This window comes from Bacillus sp. V33-4, from assembly GCF_002860225.1.
Classification (GTDB): domain Bacteria; phylum Bacillota; class Bacilli; order Bacillales; family Cytobacillaceae; genus Bacillus_BJ; species Bacillus_BJ canaveralius.
In genome coordinates, this window is record NZ_PGVC01000047.1 from 24,398 (window position 1) to 47,961 (window position 23,564).

The following is a 23,564-nucleotide window of genomic DNA, read 5'->3' on the forward strand; positions in this document are numbered from 1 at the left end:
AGGCTTTTATGGACAAAAAAGTGCTGGTTGTCGATGATGAACAATCGATTGTAACATTGCTTCAATATAATTTGGAGCAGTCTGGATTCAAGGTTGTTACGGCTATGGATGGTGAGGAAGGGAAAAACCTTGCCCTGCTTGAAGAACCCGACCTGATTATTCTTGATTTAATGCTTCCGAAGCTTGATGGCATTGAAGTTTGCAAACAGCTAAGGCAGCAAAAGGTGCTGACGCCCATTTTAATGCTGACGGCAAAGGATGATGAATTTGATAAAGTCCTCGGCCTCGAATTAGGGGCAGATGATTATATGACTAAGCCTTTCAGCCCGCGCGAAGTGATCGCCAGGGTTAAAGCGATTTTAAGAAGATCGCAGTTCCAATTAGAAGCAAAAGAAACCGAGCATGAAGAATCGGACGCACTTAAAATAGCGGAAATCAAAATATATCCAGAGCATTATGAAGCGTATTTTGGCGAAGAGCAAATAGAACTGACACCGAAGGAATTTGAACTGCTGTTGTACCTGGCCAGGCATAAGGGAAGAGTGTTAACCCGGGACCAGCTATTAAGCGCAGTCTGGAATTATGATTTTGCCGGCGATACAAGAATTGTCGATGTTCATATTAGCCATCTCCGCGAAAAAATTGAACCAAATACAAAAAAGCCCGTCTATATCAAGACGATACGCGGACTCGGGTATAAACTGGAGGAGCCTAAAGGAGAATGACAAGATTTCGGACGAGGCTCCTTTTTGCGCTTATTACGTTAATTATGGCTGTTTTGCTTGGACTGGGTCTTTTGCTTGGACAATTATTTAAAAACTATTACTTGAACTCATTTAATGAAAGACTCGAAAAAGAAAGCAAGCTTGTCTCAATGTACATTGAGGATATTGGGGGAATTGCCGCAATCAATCAGGAAAGATTCCTGTCAATTGCCGATATGCTTGATGCGCGCGTGACGTTTGCTGATTTACAAGGCGATATTCTTTTTGACAGCGGAGAACTAAATGATGCTAAAGTGATAAGGCATGACGAAATTATTCGCCAAATTGTCGAGGACAGCGCAGATGAAGAAGCAGGCTATGAATTGGGCCGGGAGTATGACGTCCATTATTATTGGAAGCCAATCATGCAAGATGGGGAAAAGATGGGCTATCTGTTTTTAAGCACAAAAATGGGTGAGCTGAAAAACGCATATACGCAAATATGGTGGCTGTTAATCGTCAGTCTTGGGATCTCCCTTTTTGTGATTATTTTGCTCGGGACTAGAATTACGACCCGCTACACGAAGCCGGTCGAAGCGGCAACCAATGTTGCGATTGAGCTGGCGAAAGGTAATTATCGAGCCCGCACATATGAAGACCATATTGATGAAACCGGCATGCTCAGTGCTTCCATTAATGTGCTGGCCCGAAATCTTCAGGATATGATGAAAGCGCAGGAGATGCAGCAGGACAGGCTGACAACATTAATTGAAAATATGGGCAGCGGCATGGTTCTGATTGACAGCCGCGGCTATGTCAACATGATTAACCGTACGTACAAAGAGATATTTAATGTGGATCCTTCCAAATATCTATACCAGCTCTATTACGAAGTGATTGAACATAAAGAAATTTCAAAGCTGGTTGAAGAGATTTTTATGACAGAGCAAAGAGTGAAAAAGCAAATGCTCATTCCCCTGTCAATTGAAAGGCGCCACTTTGAGGTGTATGGAGCGCCGATCATCGGAACGAATGACGTTTGGAAGGGGATTTTGCTTGTTTTTCATGATATTACTGAATTGAAAAAGCTCGAGCAAATGAGAAAGGATTTCGTCGCCAACGTTTCGCATGAACTAAAAACACCGATTACTTCGATCAAGGGTTTTTCAGAAACGCTATTGGACGGAGCCATGAACGAAAGAGATACGCTTGAAGCGTTTTTGAATATTATTTTAAAAGAAAGTGACAGACTCCAGTCGCTGATTCAGGATTTACTCGACTTATCGAAAACGGAGAAAGAGGGATTTGTTTTAAATGTTCAGCCGCTCGATCTTATCTCAACTTTACATGAAGTCTTTGCGATTTTAGAGGGGGAAGCGAAGGAAAAGAATATTGACTTGCACCTCGAAGCTGATCAAGGTGAGCTCGAGATTGAAGGGGATCAATACCGATTGAAACAAGTGTTTATCAATGTTATCAATAACTCGATCACGTACACTCCTGAGGGTGGTACGGTGACCGTTTCTGTCAAGGAGGCAGAGGAAACGGTCACGGTGCAGATAAAGGATACTGGAATTGGAATCAAGAAAGAAGAAATTCCGCGCATCTTTGAACGCTTTTATCGGGTTGACAAAGCAAGAAGCCGAAATTCAGGGGGAACTGGCCTCGGTCTTGCGATTGTTAAGCACCTTATCGAAGCGCATAAAGGCAGCATCTTTGTCAGGAGCAATGTCGGAAAAGGGACAGAATTCACTATCGAACTTTTAAAAAGCCTAAATAAATAATTGCCAATTGGATGAAGTTTACAGTACTTTAACATATTGTTTAATTTTTCTTAACATTGGGTTGTTACAATCATATTTGAAAAACCCCTTCATCCAAGGAGCCAAGTGAGAGAGACGAAAGCAGACCCCGCTTTCGTCTTTTTCTATTTATGGATACTTTACAAATCCGCAGCTCCCAATTATTTTTGAAACCTTTCGTCTTTTTCCGCGTATTACAAAGAAAAGAGAAAAGATTTGGAAGGGAGCAGGGGAAAATGATGAGCCTGAAGAGAATTTACACGATTTCCGGCATTGTTCTGCTTGTCATTGTGTTAAGTATTGTTGCATTTACTACCTGGTATACAGTTGATGAGTCTGACCAGGCGGTTATTCTTACATTTGGCAAAGTTGAGGAAGGAATTGACGAACCAGGCCTGCATTTTAAGATGCCATGGCCGATTCAAAGTGTCGAAAAACTATCGAAAGAAACATTCAGCCTTCAATTTGGCTATGAAGAAAAAGACGGAGAGATAAAAGAATTTCCGGATGAAACAAAGATGATTACAGGGGATGAAAATATCGTATTGGCAGACATGGTTGTCAATTGGAAAATTACGGACCCTTCCAAGTATCTATATAATGCCGAAGATCCGCAAGAAATCCTCTATGATGCTACGTCTGCATCGTTAAGAAGCATTATTGGAAGCTCGAAAATTGATGATGCCTTAACATCGGGAAAAGCTGAAATTGAGGGGCAAGTCAGGGAACTGCTGGCGACATTAATCGAAAAATATGATATTGGCATATCTGTTTTAGGTGTGAAGCTGCAGGATGTGGAACTGCCAAACAAAGAGGTCCGCACTGCGTTTACGGATGTGACAAGTGCCCGTGAAACAATGAATACAAAAATCAATGAAGCTAAAAAGTATGAGAATCAGCGCACGAACGAAGCCGAAGGTGAGAAAGATGCCTTGCTTTCAAGAGCTGCAGGCGATAAAACTGAACGGATTGAACGGGCCCGCGGCGAAATAGCCGTATTTGATAAGCTATACGATCAATATCAAAATAACCAGGATATCACGAGACAACGCCTCGTTCTCGAAACGCTTGAGCAAGTCTTGCCTGGAGCGGAGATCTATATTATGAATGATGATGGCAACACGATGAAGTATTTCCCAATCCGACCGCTTGAAACAGAGCAGCCAAAGGTTCAAGCCGAGAAGAAACAGGAAGGGGGCGGGAATAATGACTGATCAAAAAGTGATTAGCATGAAGGAAAGGATTGCGAACGGGTTTCAATTGCGAAATTATATTAAAGCCGGTATATTCTTGATCATTGTTATCTTTGTTTTAGTCTTTATTTTTACAAACCTGTTTATCGTGAAGGAAGGCGAATTTAAGGTTGTCCGCCAGTTTGGTGAGGTTGTCAGGATTGAAAGCGAGCCGGGCTTAAACTATAAAATCCCGTTTGTCCAAAGTGTTACAACCCTGCCAAAACACCAAATGACATACGATGTCTCTGAGGCTGAAATCAATACGAAAGACAAAAAGAGAATGCTCATCGATAATTATGCGGTCTGGAGAATTAGCGATCCGAAAAAAATGATTGCCAATGCCAGGTCGGTTATCAATGCGGAATCAAGGATGGAAGAGTTCATCTACTCAGTTGTTCGCACAGAGCTTGGCCAGCTCAATTATGATGAGATCATTAACGATGAAAAATCGTCACGCGGTTCATTAAATGACCGGGTCACCGACAAAGTCAATGAGCTGCTTGCCAATGTGAATTATGGAATTACCGTTACAGACGTAAGAATAAAGAGAACGGATTTACCGGGCGAGAATGAACAATCAGTTTACACCCGGATGATTTCCGAACGCCAGTCAACTGCCCAGGAATATCTCTCAATGGGGGACGCCGAAAAAAATCGGATTGAGGCAGAAACAGACAGGAAAGTGAAAGAAATGCTTGCCAAAGCCCAGGCCGATGCAGAAACGATTCGTGCAGAAGGAGAGTCGGAAGCGGCAAGGGTGTATAATCAATCCTTCTCAAAAGATCCGGAATTTTATTCATTGTTTAGAACACTTGAATCGTACAAGAAAACGATTAACGGCGAAACCGTGGTTGTGCTCCCGTCTGATTCTCCATATACCAGCTTGTTAACTGGCAATACACAATAAACAATGTAATTGTCTGTTTTAGGATCATGCACACATGACCGTTATTTCCCTTTCTGATTCTACTCATGATAGAATAAAGAAGGGAAATAGCGGTTTTTCATATAGAAATGAAGCTCGCCTGACAAGATGACCTGTGTGCAGGGACACTTTTTTTAATATAGATGATTAGGTGGTATAAGGAGGAATTCCGGTGAAAAAAAAACTTGTGTTAATTGATGGGAACAGCATTGCCTACAGGGCATTTTTTGCATTGCCATTGTTGAATAATGATAAAGGGATCCATACGAATGCGGTATACGGCTTCACGATGATGCTGATGAGAATTCTAGAGGATGAAAAACCTTCACATATCCTTGTTGCCTTTGATGCGGGAAAAACGACGTTCAGGCATCAAACATTCAGTGAATATAAAGGCGGACGGCAGAAAACGCCGCCGGAACTATCGGAACAGTTTCCGTTTATCCGCGAGCTGCTTGATGCGTATAGTATCAAAACGTATGAGCTTGAGAACTATGAAGCCGATGACATTATTGGCACGCTTTCAAAGGAAGCTGAGAAAGAGGGCTATTCCGTTAAAGTCATATCCGGGGATAAAGACTTGACCCAGCTGAGCTCGGAACGGACGACCGTGAACATTACCCGCAAAGGAATCACCGATATAGAAGCGTACACCCCTGATCATATCAAAGAGAAATACGGGCTTACCCCAGCGCAAATCATTGATATGAAAGGGTTAATGGGTGATAGCTCCGATAATATTCCGGGCGTTCCCGGTATTGGCGAAAAAACAGCGATCAAGCTTCTTGCGGAATTTGAGACGCTTGAAAATCTGCTCAACTCGATTGACCAAGTAAATGGGAAGAAGTTGAAGGAAAAGCTCGAGGAATTCAAAGACCAGGCATTAATGAGTAAAGAACTGGCTACGATCACGACCGAAGCGCCAGTTGCGATCAAGCCTTCTGAAGCTGAATATGAAGGCTACCAGCGCGAAAAAGTGATTAAAATCTTTAAAGAGCTTGGTTTTAATTCGTTGCTGGACAAGCTCGGTGCAGATACGGAAGCAACGGACGATCCAAAGCTTGAGGAGATTGAATATACCATAGTTGAAGAAGTGACAGACGGAATGTTCGCAGATGAAACCTCTTTTTATGTAGAGGTTCTCGAGGACAATTATCATTATGCAGACATCATCGGCTTTTCTGTTGCCAGTGAAAAAGGGAACTACTTTTTTTCGACTGAAACAGCTTTACGCTCGGAAGCTTTTAAAAAATGGGCTGAAGATGAGAGCAAACGGAAAACGGTCTATGATACAAAACGCTCTGAAGTCTCGCTTCGCCATCATAACATTCACCTGAAGGGTGTTACGTTTGATATTTTGCTTGGCTCATACATTATTAATCCGGCTGAGCCTATCGATGATATTGCCACGATCGCTCATCGCTACGGAATAAAAAATGTCCAATCTGACGAATCATTCTACGGCAAAGGCGCCAAACGGAAAATTCCAGCCGAAGAGAAACTCGGCGAACATTTGGTTCGCAAAGCCGTGGCGATGGCAGCTCTTGGAAAAAGATTAACCGGGGAATTAAAGGATAACCAGCAATATGAGCTGTTCACCGATTTGGAACTGCCATTGTCGTTAATTCTTGCAGATATGGAGTCGCAAGGTGTAAAGGTTGACCTTGAGAGACTCCGCTCGATGGGCAACGAACTAACGATCAGGCTAAAAGAAGTAGAAGAACGTATCCACGAACATGCGGGCGAGGCTTTTAACATAAACTCACCAAAGCAGCTCGGTGTCATTCTATTTGAAAAGCTTGGACTGCCTGCGATTAAGAAAACAAAAACGGGTTATTCAACTTCGGCCGATGTGCTGGAGAAACTGGAGCATCAGCATAGTATCGTCAGGGATATTCTCCACTACCGCCAGCTTGGCAAACTTCAGTCTACATATATTGAAGGGTTGTTAAAGGTTGTCGATCAGCGGACAGAGAAGGTTCATACCCGCTTCAACCAGGCGCTTACGCAAACAGGCAGGCTCAGTTCAACGGATCCTAACCTGCAAAATATTCCGATCCGACTTGAAGAAGGCAGGAAAATCAGGCAGGCTTTCGTGCCATCGGAGTCCGATTGGGTTATATTCGCTGCAGATTATTCACAAATCGAACTGCGGGTGCTTGCCCATATTTCCGGTGATGAAAAATTGATCGAAGCCTTTCAGGAAGATCTTGATATTCATACCAATACCGCGATGCAGGTTTTCCATGTCAGCGCCGACGAAGTAACAGGAAATATGCGCCGCCATGCAAAGGCAGTCAACTTCGGGATCGTTTATGGAATCAGCGATTACGGTCTATCGCAAAGTCTGGGGATTAGCCGGAAAGAAGCAGGGCTGTTTATTGAACGCTACCTTGATAGCTATCCCGGTGTTAAAGAATATATGGAAGATATCGTCAAGGAAGCAAAGCAAAAAGGGTATGTCTCAACCTTGCTTCAGCGCAGAAGGTATATTCCGGAAATTACGAGCCGCAACTTTAATTTGCGCAGCTTTGCGGAACGGACAGCGATGAACACCCCGATCCAGGGAAGTGCGGCGGACATTATTAAAAAAGCAATGATTGACATGGCCGCCAGGTTAAAAGAAGAGGGGCTGAAAACGAGATTGCTTCTCCAGGTCCATGACGAATTAATTTTTGAAGCACCAAAAGATGAAATCGAGCGGCTGAAGAAGATTGTCCCGGAAGTAATGGAAAACGCGGTAGATTTAAAGGTTCCGCTTAAGGTCGATTATTCTTATGGACCAACCTGGTTTGATGCAAAATAACGTCCGGACAAAGGAGAGAGAATATGCCGGAGCTTCCAGAGGTTGAAACAGTCAGAAGAACATTAAAAAATTTAGTGCTGGAGAAAGAGATTGAATACGTGTCAGTGTTTTGGCCAAAGATCATTAAACTTCCTGAAGAGGCAGCGCAATTTGCGGATGCTCTTCAGGGTCAGCGTATCATCGAAATTGGCAGACGGGGGAAATTTTTAATTTTTTATACGAATGATTATGCACTTGTTTCCCATTTGCGAATGGAGGGACGCTACGCCCTTTTTAATAAAGGAGACGATGTGGATAAGCATACCCATGTCATTTTTCATTTTACCGATGGCACAGAACTTCGATATAGGGATGTCCGCAAGTTTGGAACGATGCATTTATTCAAAAAAGGCGAAGAATTCCTATCACTGCCGCTTCTTCAGCTCGGCCCGGAGCCTTTTGATGAAGCTTTTACAATCGAGCATTTGCGTGAGAAGCTGGCGAAAACAAACAGAAAAATTAAAACAGCCCTTCTTGACCAATCGATCGTCGTTGGTCTCGGGAATATTTATGTCGATGAAGCATTGTTCAGAGCCGGAATTTATCCGGAACGGATTGCCAATTCACTTACAAACGAAGAGCTCAAGAGCTTATACAAAGAAATTATCGCGACATTAACAGAAGCCGTTGAAAAAGGCGGAAGCACGGTTCGCTCTTATGTGAATTCGCAGGGAGAAATGGGGATGTTTCAATTAGAGCTGTTTGTCTATGGACGAAAAGATGAACCATGCAAACATTGCGGCCTGCCTCTCGAGAAAACTGTTGTTGGCGGCAGGGGTACGCATTATTGCCCGCAATGCCAAAAATAACTGTGCTCCATTAAAAAGCAAATACTAAAGACACTGCCCGCCGTTTCACATTGGATGGGCTCCTTCCATATACTAATGTAGCGATTGACAGGAAGGGGCTCTACTAATGACGCAGATGATCTCACTTCTATTATTGGCGTTTGCTGTCAGTCTTGACAGTTTTAGTGTTGGCTTTACGTATGGGCTCAGAAAAATGCGGATTCCGTTTAAATCCATCATCATCATTGCCTGTTGCTCGGCCGCTTCGTTAATGGCTGCTATGGCTGTAGGGCGTATATTAGTAGCTTTTCTATCGACAGCTGCGGCGGATCGCATTGGAGGATTAATCTTTGTATTATTGGGGGCGTGGATTTTATTTCAAGTATTCCGCCCGGCAAAAACAAAGGATGGTTCGTTCGAAGAAAAAACAATTGTCAATTTTGAAATCAAATCGTTGGGACTGGCTGTAAATATTTTGCGTAAGCCGATGGCGGCTGATCTTGACAAATCGGGAACGATCACCGGAATTGAAGCTGTGCTGCTCGGGCTTGCACTGTCTTTTGATGCATTCGGGGCAGGGGTGGGGGCGGCAATGCTAGGTTTTTCGCCGCTATACCTCGCCGTTACGGTCGCGGTTATGAGTTCTTTGTTTGTTTTTATCGGCATGAGAACAGGTTCGATGTTTTCAACTTACGGTTGGTTGCAAAAATTTTCGTTTGTTCCCGGAATTCTTCTTATTATGATCGGAATCTGGAAAATGTGAACCGATAGAAAGGAATACGCCATGGCACTTGTTGCAGGATTAACAGGCGGTATTGCGAGCGGAAAAAGCACGGTTGCGAACATGCTGAAAGAAATGGGATTAACCGTAATTGATGCGGATGCAGAAGCGCGTGCGGCTGTCAAAAGGGGCGAGCGTGCTCATCAGGAAATTGTCGATTACTTTGGGGCTGATATCCTCGCTGCCGATCTCGAAATTAATCGCAGCAAGCTCGGAGAGATTATTTTTAATGATGAAGAAAAGCGCCTCGTTTTAAATCGTATCGTTCACCCGGCAGTCCGCGAACGGATGGCTTTGAAAAGGGAAACAGCGCTCGAAAATGGGGAACAGCTGATCGTCATGGATATCCCGCTTTTATTAGAAAGTAAATTAACGAGCATCGTTGACAAGGTGCTCCTCGTCTATACTGATCCGGATGTCCAATTAGCGAGGCTGATGAACCGAAACTCTTTTTCGGAACAAGAAGCGCTCGCAAGAATCAATGCGCAAATGCCATTAAAAGAAAAAGTGAAGCTTGCCGATGCAGTCATCAATAACAATGGAACAATTGAAGAAACAAGAAAACAGCTTATGCAAATTTTAAAAAGCTGGGGATTTAAAAAGTAAAGGAGAGGGCATGTTCCCTCTCCTTTGTTGTGTAATAAAGGTTATTACGATTGTCAGATTGGGAAAACATTTTAAAATTCCGCATTAAAAAGATCACAAATCCAATCCAATATGTTATACTATTAGCAGTTAAATCGCTTAATAAGTATAACACTAATGCGGAAGGAGCCGTCAAATGAAGGCAAGAGTTGCGATCAACGGTTTTGGAAGAATTGGAAGAATGGTATTTAGAAAAGCCATTCTTGAAAAAAACATTGAGATTGTGGCCATCAATGCCAGTTATCCGCCGGAAACGTTGGCCCATTTAATAAAATATGATACGAATCATGGGAAATTTGAAGGCGATGTTTTCCCGGAAGAAAATGCACTAAACGTCAATGGAAAACGTGTCAAATTATTGAGCAGCAGGGATCCAATTGAGTTGCCATGGAAAGAAATGGACATCGATATTGTTATTGAGGCGACAGGTAAGTTCAATTCACGGGACAAAGCCGCTCTGCACCTTGAAGCAGGTGCCAAGAAAGTGATTTTAACAGCTCCGGGGAAAAATGAAGATATCACGATAGTGATGGGTGTAAATGAAAGCGCATTAAATATTGATAAGCACGATATCATTTCTAATGCCTCGTGCACGACTAACTGTTTGGCGCCTGTTGCTAAAGTTCTCGATGAAAAGTTTGGAATTGATAACGGGTTAATGACAACCGTGCATGCTTATACAAACGATCAAAAAAATATCGATAATCCACATAAAGATTTACGCCGTGCCCGGGCATGCGGTCAATCGATCATCCCGACATCAACTGGTGCAGCCAAAGCCTTATCACTCGTGCTGCCGCAATTAAAAGGAAAGCTGCATGGAATGGCGCTTCGCGTTCCAACACCAAATGTATCCCTCGTTGATTTAGTGGTCGATTTAAAACGGGAAGTAACGGTGGACGAGGTAAATGATGCTTTCATTACTGCTTCAACCGGTTCTTTAAAGGGAATTCTCGACTTTACTGAGGAACCGCTTGTCTCGATCGACTTTAATACGAATACCCATTCAGCGATTATAGATGGCCTATCAACGATTGTAATCGGTGCTAACAAGGTGAAGGTTCTTGCCTGGTATGATAATGAGTGGGGCTATTCGTGCCGTGTTGTAGATCTTGCAACATTTGTGGCCCGGGAGATGATGAGTACAGCTGCGGTTAAGGTCGCCAATTAAAGTAGAAGGAAAAAGCTTGCCGTTTATGCGGCAAGCTTTTTTAATAGAATTTTTTTTTACCCAGAGTATCATAAAATGCGACAATCGTTTCGCAAATATCGATCGAGAATTTTTTAAATTGATATGTTGCAAAAAAAATATAAACAAAGTATACTATTCCTCGTGAACTTCTTGAAATATGGTACGGATAGCTACTTAAAGGGTTAGGACCTCTTTGGACTAACTTTCCCCCGTGGTAGTTAAAAGATGCCGCTGTAAATGTCATTTCATGAATGAAGCGAAAAAGCTTAAGGGGGAAATTGAATATGGAAACAATGGGTCGTCACGTGATTTCAGAACTATGGGGTTGCGATTTTGAAAAATTGAATGATATGGAATTAATTGAGCAAACTTTTGTGGACGCAGCATTAAAATCAGGTGCTGAAATTCGCGAAGTTGCATTTCATAAGTTTGCACCACAGGGCGTTAGCGGAGTCGTTATTATTTCTGAATCACATTTAACGATACACAGCTTCCCTGAACACGGATATGCCAGCATTGATGTGTATACATGTGGTGATTTAGATCCTAACATTGCTGCAGATTATATTGCAGAAGCGTTAGGTGCTCAAACACGTGAGAATATCGAGATTCCTCGCGGGATGGGTCCTGTACAAGTAAAACAAGCACAAGCGAAAGCTCTATAAACTGGAAATTCGCAGGCAAGGGGTGTAATTTATACACCTCTTTTTTAATTTCGGAAATAATATTGTAAACTAGTAGAAAACGAATTAAAGGTGGGAATGACGATGTCAGTTTTTCGCGCGCTCAGAACGAGATACAGCAAGCAATGCGAAACGAAGGAGAACCATCCCGACAGTGACTTGAAGACCCGATATTATAAGGGCAGCTTTAATCAAGTGTTCCAGGCAGCTGAAGAAATATTCAAAAATGACAGCAACTGCAGAGTTACAAGCGTCGCCAAAGAACATGGGGAAATCGCTGTTGAAGTGAAAGGGAATGTCCCGGCCTTTTTGATCGTGACGATCATAACGGTAAAGCCTTACGAAACAGCGATTGATATGAATATTTCAACCGAAAAATTCTCATTGGCCGGGTTCCACAGGTCTCTAAAAAACGAGCTGCTTTCTTTTTATAAAAAGTTTGACGAAAGGTTTACATATATCGGATCAGGAAAGCATGCCGAGTAAGTGGCACTTGTTCTGACCACTCCTTTTATATAAGATATTAGTAAGAGCCATTATTAAATTATTGGAGAATTCGGAGCTGATTTTATGAAATGTCCTTCCTGCCAAAATAACAGCACGCGTGTTTTGGATTCCCGGCCCGTTGATGACAGCCGCTCGATACGTAGAAGGCGGGAGTGTGAGGCTTGCGGTTATCGGTTTACCACATTTGAAAAAGTGGAAGAAATTCCGCTTGTTGTTGTAAAAAAAGAAGGAACACGAGAAGAATTCAGCCGTGAAAAGATGCTGCGCGGGCTTATCAAGGCATGTGAGAAGCGGCCGGTCGAGCTCCAGCAGCTTGAGGAGATTGCCCACGATGTCGAAAAAGAGCTGCGAAGCCAGGGCGTTTCGGAAATAAAGAGCGAAGTGATCGGTGAAATGGTGATGGACAGGCTTGCAGATGTCGATGAGGTGGCCTATGTCCGGTTTGCTTCAGTTTATCGGCAATTTAAAGATATTAATGTATTTATTGATGAATTAAAAGAATTGATCAAACGCGAGCAGTCATAAGGAGCTGAAGGAACCCTTTAGCTCTTTTTTAAGCTTATAAGTTCAAGACATTGAAATTGATTGGATCCGGTCTCCAGCTTTCTTTTAGCCGGGATTCTTGGAATCTACTTTGATATTATTTTTGAAGGGTTGAAGGTTATGGTCCAGCATTGGCAAGAGCTTTTACCGGTTGACCGTTATGTTGTAAGGGCAAATGGCCTGCTTCATGACTTCGACCGAAAAGTGTTAACATTTTTATACCAGCCGCTCATCGGTTCTGCGTGCTTCAGTCTGTACCTGACTTTTTGGGGTGAGCTCGAAGAAAATCGGATCTGGTCAGAGTCCCAGTCCCATCATGGATTAATGACGATTATGGGGATGGGCCTCAAGGACATTTATGAAGCGAGGCTGAAGCTTGAAGGGATCGGCTTGCTCAAAAGCTATATACGGTCTGCAAATGACAGCCGGGAATTTATATACGAGCTTCAGCCCCCTTTGAATCCGGAACAATTCTTCCTCGATGGCATGCTCAATATCTATTTATATAGAAAAATCGGCAAAAATCAGTTTGCGCGTTTAAAAAGGGTTTTCAGTGACCAAAAGCTTCCTGCCCATGAAGAATATAAGAATATTACAAGGGCTTTTCAGGATGTCTATGCCTCTGCATCAATAGCTTCCCTGCAGCTTGATGAGGAAACTGCGAGGAGCCTCAGCGCCGACAATGGCCAGGCTTTTATAGGCAGAGCAGAACAAACCGGGATTCAAATAGATACAGAGTCTTTCAATTTTGAATTGTTGACTGCTGGATTGCAGGAATCGTTAGTACCTAAAAAAGCTTTGAACAAAAAAGTGAAAGAAGCGATCAGCAACCTGTCGTTTCTGTATGGAATCGATCCGATTCAAATGAAAAGCATTATTCTCAGCGCTGTAACGGCGGAAGATGAAATTGATATTGAAGAATTGCGCAAGGCAGCGCGGGATTGGTACCAGTTTGAACATCAGGACAAGCTGCCGTCACTTGTTGACCGCCACCAGCCTGTTGTTCATATGACAGCAAGTGCTGAACCGAAAACGCAAGAGGAGCAGCTCGTCCACTATCTTGAAACGACTTCCCCCCGCAAGTTGTTAAAGGATATTTCCGGCGGGGCTGAACCAACGAAAACCGACTTGCAAATTATTGAAGAAGTAATGTTTCAACAAAAACTTCTTCCCGGTGTCACGAATGTGCTCATTCAATATGTGCTTCTTAAAACAAATATGAAGCTGACAAAGGGTTACATCGAGAAAATTGCCAGCCACTGGGCAAGGAAGAAAATAAAGACCGTAAAAGAAGCAATGGAGCTGGCAATCAGCGAACACCGTCAGTATCTGGAATGGGCTGATGGTAAAAAAACCGCCGGCCAGGGAACCCAGACAAGGCGCAAGCCAATCCGGACGGAACAATTGCCTGATTGGTTTAAGGAAAATGATAGTCCGTCTGCAGCAAAAGAAGAACCGGCAATTATTCCGAACTTTGAAGAAAAAAAACGTGCACTTGAAGAGAAGCTGAAAAAGCTGAGGACATAGGTGGTGAACAAATGTGGAGAAAATTAACCAGACGATAAAAAGGCTTGCCGGAAATGAAGACTTTCAAAAACGCTATGCCTTAATGCGGGATAAAATTATGAAAAGTCCCGAGATTAACGCTTTTCTGAGCGAGCATAGGGATGAAGTGAACGATGGAATGGTCGAAAGAAGCATGGGAAAGCTGCTTGAATACACCGATCAAAGCAAAGAATGTAATCGGTGTCCAAGCCTTGGCGGCTGTATTAATTATATGCAGGGGTATCATCCCAAACTGGTAATCGGGAGAAATGCGATCGATATCCACTATGATCGCTGCCCGAGAAAGGTGATGGAGGATGAAAAGCGCAAGAACGAAAAGCTGATTAAAAGCATGTATTTTCCAAAAGATATTTTACAAGTTTCCTTTAGTGATTTTGATCTGAAAGCCGATAATCCAGGCCGCTATACAGCTCTTGAAAAAGCGGGAGACTTTATCGCAGCCTATCAATCTGGAGAGAAAGTAAAAGGTTTATATTTATTTGGAGAATTTGGAGTCGGAAAATCATTCCTGTTAGGGGCAATTGCCAATGAACTGGCCGCAAAAAAAATCTCCTCGATGATCGTGTTTGTGCCTGAACTGCTCAGAGAAATGAAAAATTCGATTGCTGACTCGACATTAAATGGGAAAATTGAAACGATCAAGAAGCAGCCGATTTTGATGCTCGATGATATTGGCGCTGAAACGATGTCGAGCTGGGTCAGGGACGAGGTGCTTGGTCCGATCCTGCAATATCGCATGTCCGAAAACCTGCCAACTTTCTTTACATCCAATTTCGACTTCAAGGGGCTTGAGCATCATTTAACATACAGCCAGCGCGGTGAGGAAGAAAAAATGAAAGCGCGCCGGATTATGGAACGCATCAGATTTTTGGCTGAGCCTATCATGCTTGACGGTGAGAACCGAAGAAAATAATGTATTCAACCACCTGTTACTTAAGGTGGTTTTTTTATCTAAACGGATCAGAAAATCACTAAGGACTTTCGGCGTGCTTGCTTCTATTTTGTCCCTGTTCCCCATATACATAAAATTAGAGATTTTGATATAGGGGGGATTTGGTTGTTTGAGATCATCTTCCAAAAACAAGAGGATGCAAAAGGCCTTATTAAATATTTACAGCGGCATTTATCCTCCGAGTCTGGAAAAATAAATCTTCTTTTTGAAGATCCACATATAATTAAGCTTACGGCAGAAGCGAATGCGGACATTATTTTAGCGGATGTGAAACAGGCTTTCTATGAATTTATTATTTATTGGAAACGGGAGCAATGGTTCCGGACGATTTTAGCAGAAAACTATTTTTTTAATGACACCGAGGAACAGTCGCAAATCATGGAAATTATTTATTCGATTTTGGACGGGAATCGTGAGGAACTAGCGGTCCTGCTTCAGGATACGAACGAGGAGAATATATTGAAGGAAGCTATGGATGACCTTTTTCAAAAAAATCTATCCTTTTCATTCGATTCTTTTGTGAAATTTCGGCTCAGGCCCTATCTGGATTGTCTTGAGAAGTATGTGGAAATCTCCATCGACGAATACAAAATGGAGCAGGAGTACCAAATATTTATTCAGACATTAAGAGATTTTTTGGCAGAACGGGAGATGAAAATTCGGCGGCTTCACCTGCTCATTAACGATGGATCTACTTTTTTTGACGAGCATTTTTACGAAATCAAACGGGCCGACCTGGTTAGAATGATCGATCGAAAGCTGCTCTTTAATCATCCAGTTTATGTGGATTCAGTCACGATTGCGCCATTGCTTTCGATTGCCCCGGCCATGATCTTTCTTTACACGGAAGATCGTAATGAGCCGCTAGTCCGCACGATCTGCAACATATTTGAGGAAAGGGTTACGATTCAGGCAGTCGCCGACTTTAATGAACGAAAAAGCTTCCTGCCCTATACGGCTGAAGAAAAAATGTAATAAGAACCTCTTGCTTTTCAAAAAAATACCCTCTATAATTACGTACATAAAATCATTCGTAAAAGTAATGATGAGGACAAGGGTATTCGGTTACGGTTACCAGAGAGGGAAGACACGGCTGCAATTTTCCCAACACGGACCTGATGCTTACCGCCTCTGAACTTCGGCCATGAACATAATCGGGAAGAGCACGTCTGTTTCCTTGATCCAAAAAGTATTGGCTGACGGCTAAAACCGTTATTTTTCCAGAGATATATTTTCAATTGCTGAAAATATGAAATTGGGTGGAACCGCGTGTATAAAACTCGTCCCTGTTACAGGGATGGGTTTTTTTATTTTTACACAGATAGCGTTTTGGGAACTGGCATAAATCCCGGTTCCAGCGTTGTTTCACTGCGTCCATTAAGTTTGCGAAAAAGCGACTTGACCGGGCGATAGTCTGAACAGGCGCTTACGCAGTTTAGAAAAGGAGGAAGAGTCATGTCAGATGTTGTGAAATTAACCTTTCCTGATGGAGCCGTAAAGGAGTTTTCCAAAGGAACGACAACCGAAGAAGTTGCTGCCTCAATCAGTCCGGGACTGAAGAAAAAAGCGATTGCCGGTAAAGTAGATGGCCAATTGTATGATCTTCGCCGTCCAATCGAGGAAGATGGGGCAATCGAAATTGTTACAGCGGACAGTGAAGACGCGCTTGAAATTCTTCGGCATAGCAGTGCCCATTTAATGGCCCAGGCGATCAAGCGCCTTTATAAAGATGTCAAACTCGGCGTCGGCCCGGTTATTGACGGCGGCTTTTACTATGATATTGATATGGAGGAATCGTTAACACCGGAGGATCTCCCGTTGATTGAAAAAGAAATGGCCAAGATCGTCAATGAGAACATTGAGATTGTCCGCAAGGAAGTAAGCCGCAATGAGGCTGTACAACTCTTTAAAGAAATCGATGATGAATATAAGCTGGAGCTAATTGAGGCAATCCCTCAACATGAAACTGTGACTATTTATGAACAGGGCGAATTTTTCGATCTCTGCCGCGGCGTGCATATGCCATCGACCGGCAAGCTGAAGGAGTTCAAACTGTTGAGCATTGCCGGGGCGTACTGGCGCGGCAACAGCGATAATAAGATGCTCCAGCGCATTTACGGAACTGCTTTCTTTAAAAAGGAAGACCTTCAAGAGCATTTGCGCTTGTTGGAAGAAGCAAAAGAGCGCGATCACCGCAAGCTCGGCAAAGAGTTAAGTTTATTTACAAACTCACAGCTGGTCGGCCAGGGCCTGCCGCTATGGCTGCCAAAAGGCGCAACCATCCGCCGGATTATCGAGCGCTATATTGTCGATAAGGAACAACGTCTGGGTTATGATCATGTGTACACTCCGATCATGGGCAGCGTCGACCTTTATAAGACTTCCGGCCACTGGGATCATTATCAAGAAGATATGTTCCCTGTCATGGATATGGACAATGAGCAGCTTGTGCTGCGGCCGATGAACTGTCCGCACCATATGATGATTTATAAAAATGCCATCCACAGCTACCGTGAGCTGCCAATTCGGATTGCCGAGCTCGGCATGATGCACCGTTACGAGATGTCCGGAGCATTGTCCGGTCTGCAGCGTGTTCGGGGGATGACCTTAAATGATGCTCATATCTTTGTCCGCCCTGACCAAATTAAAGAGGAATTTAAACGGGTTGTCCGGTTAGTGCTGGAGGTTTACAAAGACTTTAATATCGATGATTATTCGTTCCGATTATCGTACCGGGATCCAGCGGACACTGAAAAATATTTTGATGACGATGAAATGTGGGAAAAAGCTCAGGCAATGCTGAAAGAAGCGATGGATGAGCTGGGTGTCGATTACTTCGAAGCTGAAGGCGAAGCAGCATTCTACGGACCTAAATTGGACGTTCAAGTAAAAACAGCGCTCGGTAAGGATGAAACTTTATCGACTGTCCAGTTGGATTTCTTGCTGCCTGAGCGCTTTGATCTTTCTTATATTGGCGAGGATGGAAAGCAGCACCGCCCAGTTGTGATCCACCGCGGGGTCGTTTCGACAATGGAACGCTTTGTTGCCTTCTTAATCGAAGAATATAAAGGAGCTTTCCCAACATGGCTCGCGCCTGTCCAAGTCCAGGTCATTCCTGTGTCCCCGGATATTCATTTCGATTATGCCCAGCAGGTACAGGAGCAGCTGCGGGCAGAAGGCTTTCGCGTTGAGCTTGACGAACGCAATGAAAAAATCGGCTATAAAATCCGCGAAGCGCAAATGCAAAAAATCCCATATATGCTCGTAGTTGGTGATAAAGAAGTCGAAGAAAAGGCGGTCAACGTCCGCAAGTATGGCGAGCAAAAGTCTGAAACAGTTGCATTTGAAAGCTTTATTGAAGGTTTGAAGGATGAAGTGAAGCTGTAAAAGTGGTTTCGAAACGAGATGCTGTGCTGTGTTCGCAGCTTCTCGTTTTTCTATGAACGTTTTAAGCGTTTCGCTTAATGAATGGCGATGTCCGCTGAATTAAAAGAGAGATGTATATATTAAAAATAGCTTGCAAGCTCACTTTAATTTTGGTAAGATTCTCTTTGTTGCAAAAAAAAGTAGCTCATTTGACATTCATAGATGAATTTGTTATAGTTATTTAGGTAAATTGAATACGACTTTGAGGAAAAGAAGAAGCACCCGCTTCTCACCTGATTGACGCTTATGCAGTTGGCAGGTCTTACGTGAAACTTTTTGTTTCTTACTGAATTCGTAAGTGTGGGTGTGTTCACCTGCACTTTTTTATTTGTAAAAACACGAAGCAGCAGCCCGTGCTGCAGCAACTTACCGATTCAACCTGTCCCAAACACCCGGGATTCGGTGAAGTGAGATCATGGATAATTCTTGACCCAAATGTTTGTATTCGTTATTAAACCCTGGAGGTGTCTAACTATTAGCAAAGACATGTTGTTAAACGAGGGCATTCGCGCCCGTGAAGTTCGTCTCATTGACCAAAATGGCGAGCAATTGGGAATTAAATCAAAGAATGAAGCACTCGAAATTGCTACGCGCGTAAATCTTGATGTAGTTCTTGTTGCACCGAATGCAAAGCCTCCTGTAGCCCGCATCATGGACTATGGAAAGTTTAAGTTCGAGCAGCAGAAGAAAGACAAAGAAGCTCGCAAAAATCAAAAAATTATTAATATCAAAGAAGTTCGTTTAAGCCCGACCATTGATGAACATGATTTTAATACAAAGCTTCGCAATGCTATAAAATTCCTTGAAAAAGGCGATAAAGTAAAAGCGTCGATCCGATTCAAAGGACGCGCGATTACTCATAAGGAAATTGGCCAGCGAGTCCTAATTCGTTTCGCACAAGCTTGCACTGAAGTTGCAACGGTTGAATCGCATCCAAAAATGGACGGCCGAAGCATGTTCATGGTCCTTGCACCTAAAAACGACAAGTAAGAGGAGGAATCCCAAATGCCAAAAATGAAAACACACCGCGGCGCTGCTAAGCGTTTCAAGAAGACTGGATCTGGTAAACTAAAACGTTCGCACGCTTATACAAGCCACTTATTCGCTAACAAATCTACAAAAGCAAAGCGTAAACTTCGCAAAGCAACTCTTGTTTCTAAAGGCGATTTCAAACGCATTCGTCATTTATTAGACAACATTAAGTAATTTCCGATAATAGGAGGGAAAATAAATGCCACGTGTAAAAGGCGGTACAGTTACCCGCAAACGTCGTAAAAAAGTTCTTAAATTAGCCAAAGGTTATTATGGTTCAAAACATACATTATATAAAGTAGCTAACCAACAAGTAATGAAATCTCTGATGTATGCATTCCGCGATCGTCGCCAGAAAAAGCGCGACTTCCGCAAACTATGGATTACTCGTATCAATGCAGCTGCTCGTATTAACGGCCTTTCTTACAGCCGTTTAATGCACGGATTAAAGCTTGCTGGTATCGATGTAAACCGCAAAATGCTTGCTGAACTGGCTGTTAGCGATGACAAAGCATTTGCTGAATTAGCAAACACTGCAAAGCAGCAATTCAGTAAATAATTATTGACATCGATTCAGTTTCAAGCCATTCTCTAAGGAGGATGGCTTTTAATTTTTTATAGGAGTATATCGGATGGAAAATTTTTGGTTAGTTGCTTTGTTAGGAGTTAGCCTGATCGGGTTATTTTTAATGGGATATGATAAAAGGCGGGCCCAAAAAGGTGAGTATCGAATCAGCGAAAAAACTTTATGGACTTGCGCTGTTCTCGGTGGCGCTTTCGGTATGACAGTCGGCATGTATGCGTTCAGGCATAAGACGAAGCATTGGCAGTTTAAGCTCGGCTTGCCGCTGCTAGCACTTATCGAGATGTTTCTTCTGGTTCAAGCCGCTATGTAACTCTTGTAATTTGTCAGTGTGAAAATAGCCTGATTCCAATTTGGAATCAGGCTATTTTCAACTACCGTGGAAAAATTCAGCATTTAATTCTCCGAAGCTTTACCTGCCAATCTTTTCGGTAATATCGTTCCTGTCCTTCCCATAAGCTTTATTATCATCAAGACAAACAGCAGAAGCGGGTGACAGCATGGAAGATAAATGGTCTTTTCTTTTTGTTCTCGTTGAAACAGGAGGGATTTTTGCACCGCTTGCCTTTGTTGCTTTTCATTTATTGCGACCGTTCCTGTTTATTCCGGTTGTCGTTGTCTGTGCGGCTGGCGGGGTTCTTTTCGGGACTGTGTGGGGCACGATCTTTTCGTTGATGGGCCTGATGCTTGTCAGTTTATTTTTCTATTTTTTCATTGAGAAAATGCCGGAAACCCATCGGAAGTTGACCAATGTCAAGCGAAAATGGTTTGGAGAATACCGCAATTTGACGGTTGGCCAAGTTGCCGTATTGCGGGTCATTCCCTTTGTTCATTATCATCTGTTAAGCTTTTGCCTGCTTGAGCGAACAAAAACGTTTCAAGAATATATAAAAGGCTCATTCTTAAGCAATTTACCGCTCGCATTGTTTTATACTATTTTTGGTGAATTCATCAGCCGTTTTACTCCGGTGCTGGTTGCGATCATTCTCTTTTCGCTTGCGATTCTCGTCTATATTTTGCGGGAAAAAGTAACGGTGATTAAGTGGAAGGAATTTTTCAATATCGCTGTAAAAAAACAACGTCCGGAGTGAACGTTGTTTTTAAAAAATATTAAATCGTTTCGCCAGGGGACTGGCTTTTTTTCAAAAATTCCTTTATGGGGCTTTTCCAATCGATCTGGCTGTTTGGATAAATCTCATGAATGTCTTCCTCAATAAAAAGAAAATCATCCCGCGTCATTCCCTTTAAGGCAGCTGTACTTTTTGGCCAAATGAAAATGGATACAATCTCAAAAGCATTGTCGGTCGTTCCCAAATATTTTTCACCTTCGAATAAGACACCTTTATAGGTGATCAGGAAATTTTTACGGACATTATTGGCATCATCCAGTAAAAAATAGCGTTTCTGCTCGTGAGCAAGCTCAAGCTTCCGCTTTGGATTCAACAAATACTTAATGGACCTGTAAATAATGAAGATAATGAGTGCAAATAATATGAAGCGCAGAAGCCACATCATCATAAAGCCCCTCCATGATTATTTTTCTTATTTACGGATGAACATAAAAAAAGTTTCATCCTTTTTTTGTTTTGATATAATTTTTTTAGGATACCCGTTTTGGGGAATTATAAGAAGGAAGGGAAACCACGAGCTATGAATTGGCAAAAGCTGTTTCAAATGCAAAAAAATCTTGACAATCACATTGAATCGGAACACCAGCTTCATGGTACAGACCTGTTTAACCAAAAGGTGCTTGCTCTCCTCGTTGAGATTGGCGAATTAGCCAACGAAACGCGCTGCTTTAAATTTTGGAGCAAAAAAGGGCCGTCTCCCGAACACGTCATCCTGGAGGAGTATGTGGATGGCATCCATTTTATTTTATCAATCGGCATTGAGATCGGTTTTGAAAGCATGGAAGTGGCCCAACTGCGCACTGAAGCTGAAAGCACATTAAGTGAGCAATTTTTAAAGGTGTATAAAAATGCCCTTCATTTTCAAAAAAACCGCAGCTTACAAGATTATCAGCAGTTGCTCGAAAACTATCTCCAGTTGGCCGGACTGCTCGGTTTTTCAGGGGACGAGATTGAAGGGGCGTACTTCGCAAAAAATGAAGTAAACTATGAGAGGCAGCGGCAAGGTTATTAACGGAATTTTTGTATAATTAAAACAGGTTCAAGTATAATGAAGTTGGAAACTACATATTAAGGGAGTCGATATGATGGCTAATTTGGATGAAACTTTGACGATGTTAAAAGATTTAACCGATGCAAGAGGCATTCCCGGAAACGAACGAGAAGTTCGCGAAGTAATGAAAAAATACATAGCTCCGTTTGCTGATGAATTAACAAGTGATGGATTGGGCAGCTTAATTGCCAAGAAAGTCGGCCAGGAAGGCGGGCCGAAAATTATGGTTGCCGGTCACCTTGATGAAGTTGGTTTTATGATTACAAGTATTGATGACAAAGGGTTCTTGAGGTTTCAGACTGTCGGGGGCTGGTGGTCACAGGTTATGCTGGCCCAGCGTGTCACGATCGTGACAAGTAAAGGCGATGTTACCGGTATCATCGGCTCTAAACCACCTCATATTCTAACTGCAGAAGCAAGGAAGAAACCGGTCGAAATTAAAGACATGTTTATTGATATCGGAGCATCAAGCCGTGATGAAGCTTTGGAATGGGGAGTCAAGCCTGGTGATATGGCTGTCCCGTACTTTGAATTCACTGTCATGAAGAATGAAAAAATGCTTTTGGCGAAAGCCTGGGATAACCGGATCGGCTGTGCGATAGCAATCGATGTTTTAAGGCAATTACAGGGGCAGCAACATCCGAACGTTGTCTATGGCGTCGGAACCGTTCAAGAGGAAGTTGGCTTGCGCGGTGCCCGTACTTCTGCCCAAACGATTGAACCGGATGTTGGCTTTGCAGTCGATGTCGGTATCGCCGGGGACACTCCGGGAGTTTCTGAGAAAGAAGCACTCAGCAAAATGGGGAAAGGCCCGCAAATTATCTTGTATGATGCCTCAATGGTTTCCCACAAAGGATTGCGCGACCTTGTGACCGACACAGCTGACGAACTGAATATTCCATACCAATTTGATGCCATTTCAGGCGGCGGTACAGATTCAGGTGCCATTCATGTCAGCCATAATGGAGTACCATCTCTGGCAATCACGATTGCAACACGTTATATTCACTCGCATGCGGCAGTGCTCCACCGCGATGATTACGAAAACGCCGTCAGACTGATAGTCGAAGTGATCAAAAGGCTGGACAAAGATACAGTAGATAAAATTACATTTGCATAGAACTATCATTACCCCGGCTTAAATGAGCCGGGGATTTTTCAATAGAGAATAATG

At 42.9% G+C, this 23,564-nt stretch carries 24 protein-coding genes and 2 other annotated features; of the genes, 23 read left to right on the forward strand and 1 reads right to left on the reverse strand.

Annotation, left to right across the window (positions count from 1 at the left end; genetic code table 11):
- Nucleotides 1-8 precede the first annotated feature (8 nt).
- The 21 genes from CVD23_RS17005 to CVD23_RS17105 all read left to right on the forward strand — a co-directional run bounded on the left by CVD23_RS17005 (nucleotide 9) and on the right by CVD23_RS17105 (nucleotide 21,300).
- Nucleotides 9-725, forward strand: a complete 717-nt coding sequence (locus CVD23_RS17005) for a response regulator transcription factor (protein WP_101666660.1) — start codon at nucleotides 9-11, stop codon at nucleotides 723-725.
- Nucleotides 722-2,488, forward strand: coding sequence for a two-component system histidine kinase PnpS (pnpS, locus tag CVD23_RS17010; RefSeq protein WP_101578159.1), 1,767 nt, complete (start codon nucleotides 722-724; stop codon nucleotides 2,486-2,488). The genes CVD23_RS17005 and pnpS overlap by 4 nt, the downstream gene beginning before the upstream one ends.
- A 254-nt stretch (nucleotides 2,489-2,742) precedes the next feature.
- A complete protein-coding gene (hflK, locus tag CVD23_RS17015; protein WP_101578196.1) occupies nucleotides 2,743-3,720 on the forward strand; it encodes an FtsH protease activity modulator HflK in 978 nt (325 codons plus the stop codon).
- The gene (gene hflC / locus CVD23_RS17020; protein ID WP_101578160.1) at nucleotides 3,713-4,648 is read left to right on the forward strand and encodes a protease modulator HflC; all 936 of its coding nucleotides are present in this window, start codon (nucleotides 3,713-3,715) and stop codon (nucleotides 4,646-4,648) included. Before hflK ends, hflC begins: the two co-directional genes overlap by 8 nt.
- A gap of 190 nt (nucleotides 4,649-4,838) precedes the next feature.
- A complete protein-coding gene (polA, locus tag CVD23_RS17025) occupies nucleotides 4,839-7,472 on the forward strand; it encodes a DNA polymerase I (RefSeq protein WP_101666661.1) in 2,634 nt (877 codons plus the stop codon).
- A 23-nt stretch (nucleotides 7,473-7,495) separates the two neighbouring features.
- Complete coding sequence (gene mutM, locus CVD23_RS17030) at nucleotides 7,496-8,320, forward strand: DNA-formamidopyrimidine glycosylase (protein WP_101578162.1); 825 nt, start codon at nucleotides 7,496-7,498, stop codon at nucleotides 8,318-8,320.
- Between the two features lie 106 nt (nucleotides 8,321-8,426).
- Nucleotides 8,427-9,062 carry a sporulation membrane protein YtaF gene (gene ytaF / locus CVD23_RS17035; RefSeq protein ID WP_101578163.1) on the forward strand — a complete coding sequence of 212 codons (636 nt, stop codon included), beginning with the start codon at nucleotides 8,427-8,429 and terminating at the stop codon, nucleotides 9,060-9,062.
- Nucleotides 9,063-9,083: 21 nt separating this feature from the next.
- Complete coding sequence (gene coaE / locus CVD23_RS17040) at nucleotides 9,084-9,686, forward strand: dephospho-CoA kinase (RefSeq protein ID WP_101578164.1); 603 nt, start codon at nucleotides 9,084-9,086, stop codon at nucleotides 9,684-9,686.
- 175 nt (nucleotides 9,687-9,861) lie between these two features.
- Nucleotides 9,862-10,896 carry a glyceraldehyde-3-phosphate dehydrogenase gene (locus CVD23_RS17045; protein WP_101578165.1) on the forward strand — a complete coding sequence of 345 codons (1,035 nt, stop codon included), beginning with the start codon at nucleotides 9,862-9,864 and terminating at the stop codon, nucleotides 10,894-10,896.
- Between the two features lie 305 nt (nucleotides 10,897-11,201).
- On the forward strand, nucleotides 11,202-11,582 hold the full coding sequence (gene speD / locus CVD23_RS17050; RefSeq protein WP_101578166.1) for an adenosylmethionine decarboxylase: 381 nt from the start codon (nucleotides 11,202-11,204) through the stop codon (nucleotides 11,580-11,582).
- 102 nt (nucleotides 11,583-11,684) lie between these two features.
- Nucleotides 11,685-12,086 (forward strand): hypothetical protein, encoded by a 402-nt coding sequence (locus tag CVD23_RS17055; protein ID WP_101578167.1) that lies wholly within the window; start codon nucleotides 11,685-11,687, stop codon nucleotides 12,084-12,086.
- An 84-nt stretch (nucleotides 12,087-12,170) separates the two neighbouring features.
- Nucleotides 12,171-12,632, forward strand: coding sequence for a transcriptional regulator NrdR (gene nrdR / locus CVD23_RS17060; RefSeq protein ID WP_101578168.1), 462 nt, complete (start codon nucleotides 12,171-12,173; stop codon nucleotides 12,630-12,632).
- A gap of 138 nt (nucleotides 12,633-12,770) precedes the next feature.
- Entirely contained in the window at nucleotides 12,771-14,177 is a 1,407-nt protein-coding gene (locus CVD23_RS17065) for a replication initiation and membrane attachment family protein (protein ID WP_101578197.1), read from the forward strand.
- Nucleotides 14,178-14,190: 13 nt separating this feature from the next.
- Entirely contained in the window at nucleotides 14,191-15,129 is a 939-nt protein-coding gene (gene dnaI, locus CVD23_RS17070; protein ID WP_101578169.1) for a primosomal protein DnaI, read from the forward strand.
- A gap of 144 nt (nucleotides 15,130-15,273) precedes the next feature.
- Complete coding sequence (gene ytxC / locus CVD23_RS17075; protein ID WP_101666662.1) at nucleotides 15,274-16,143, forward strand: putative sporulation protein YtxC; 870 nt, start codon at nucleotides 15,274-15,276, stop codon at nucleotides 16,141-16,143.
- Between the two features lie 58 nt (nucleotides 16,144-16,201).
- Nucleotides 16,202-16,459 (forward strand) — a binding site (T-box leader).
- A 164-nt stretch (nucleotides 16,460-16,623) separates the two neighbouring features.
- On the forward strand, nucleotides 16,624-18,555 hold the full coding sequence (thrS, locus tag CVD23_RS17080) for a threonine--tRNA ligase (protein WP_101666663.1): 1,932 nt from the start codon (nucleotides 16,624-16,626) through the stop codon (nucleotides 18,553-18,555).
- A 243-nt stretch (nucleotides 18,556-18,798) separates the two neighbouring features.
- Nucleotides 18,799-18,926: a sequence feature (ribosomal protein L20 leader region), on the forward strand.
- 103 nt (nucleotides 18,927-19,029) lie between these two features.
- On the forward strand, nucleotides 19,030-19,584 hold the full coding sequence (gene infC / locus CVD23_RS17085; RefSeq protein WP_101578172.1) for a translation initiation factor IF-3: 555 nt from the start codon (nucleotides 19,030-19,032) through the stop codon (nucleotides 19,582-19,584).
- A 15-nt stretch (nucleotides 19,585-19,599) separates the two neighbouring features.
- A complete protein-coding gene (gene rpmI, locus CVD23_RS17090; protein WP_101578173.1) occupies nucleotides 19,600-19,800 on the forward strand; it encodes a 50S ribosomal protein L35 in 201 nt (66 codons plus the stop codon).
- A 25-nt stretch (nucleotides 19,801-19,825) separates the two neighbouring features.
- Nucleotides 19,826-20,185, forward strand: coding sequence for a 50S ribosomal protein L20 (gene rplT, locus CVD23_RS17095; RefSeq protein ID WP_101578174.1), 360 nt, complete (start codon nucleotides 19,826-19,828; stop codon nucleotides 20,183-20,185).
- Nucleotides 20,186-20,258: 73 nt separating this feature from the next.
- Nucleotides 20,259-20,522 (forward strand): DUF1294 domain-containing protein, encoded by a 264-nt coding sequence (locus CVD23_RS17100; RefSeq protein ID WP_101578175.1) that lies wholly within the window; start codon nucleotides 20,259-20,261, stop codon nucleotides 20,520-20,522.
- A 187-nt stretch (nucleotides 20,523-20,709) separates the two neighbouring features.
- Nucleotides 20,710-21,300, forward strand: coding sequence for a TVP38/TMEM64 family protein (locus tag CVD23_RS17105; protein ID WP_101666664.1), 591 nt, complete (start codon nucleotides 20,710-20,712; stop codon nucleotides 21,298-21,300).
- Nucleotides 21,301-21,319: 19 nt separating this feature from the next.
- Here the strand turns inward: CVD23_RS17105 and CVD23_RS17110 are convergent, their stop codons facing one another.
- Nucleotides 21,320-21,724 (reverse strand): sigma-w pathway protein ysdB, encoded by a 405-nt coding sequence (locus CVD23_RS17110; RefSeq protein ID WP_101578198.1) that lies wholly within the window; start codon nucleotides 21,722-21,724, stop codon nucleotides 21,320-21,322.
- A gap of 135 nt (nucleotides 21,725-21,859) precedes the next feature.
- Here CVD23_RS17110 and CVD23_RS17115 point away from each other — a divergent pair, with 135 nt between their 5' ends.
- Together CVD23_RS17115 and CVD23_RS17120 are read left to right on the forward strand one after the other, a co-directional pair.
- Nucleotides 21,860-22,351 (forward strand): dUTP diphosphatase, encoded by a 492-nt coding sequence (locus CVD23_RS17115; RefSeq protein WP_101666665.1) that lies wholly within the window; start codon nucleotides 21,860-21,862, stop codon nucleotides 22,349-22,351.
- A gap of 73 nt (nucleotides 22,352-22,424) precedes the next feature.
- Nucleotides 22,425-23,510: a M42 family metallopeptidase gene (locus tag CVD23_RS17120; protein WP_101666666.1), complete on the forward strand. Its 1,086-nt coding sequence runs from the start codon at nucleotides 22,425-22,427 to the stop codon at nucleotides 23,508-23,510.
- Nucleotides 23,511-23,564: the final 54 nt, after the last annotated feature.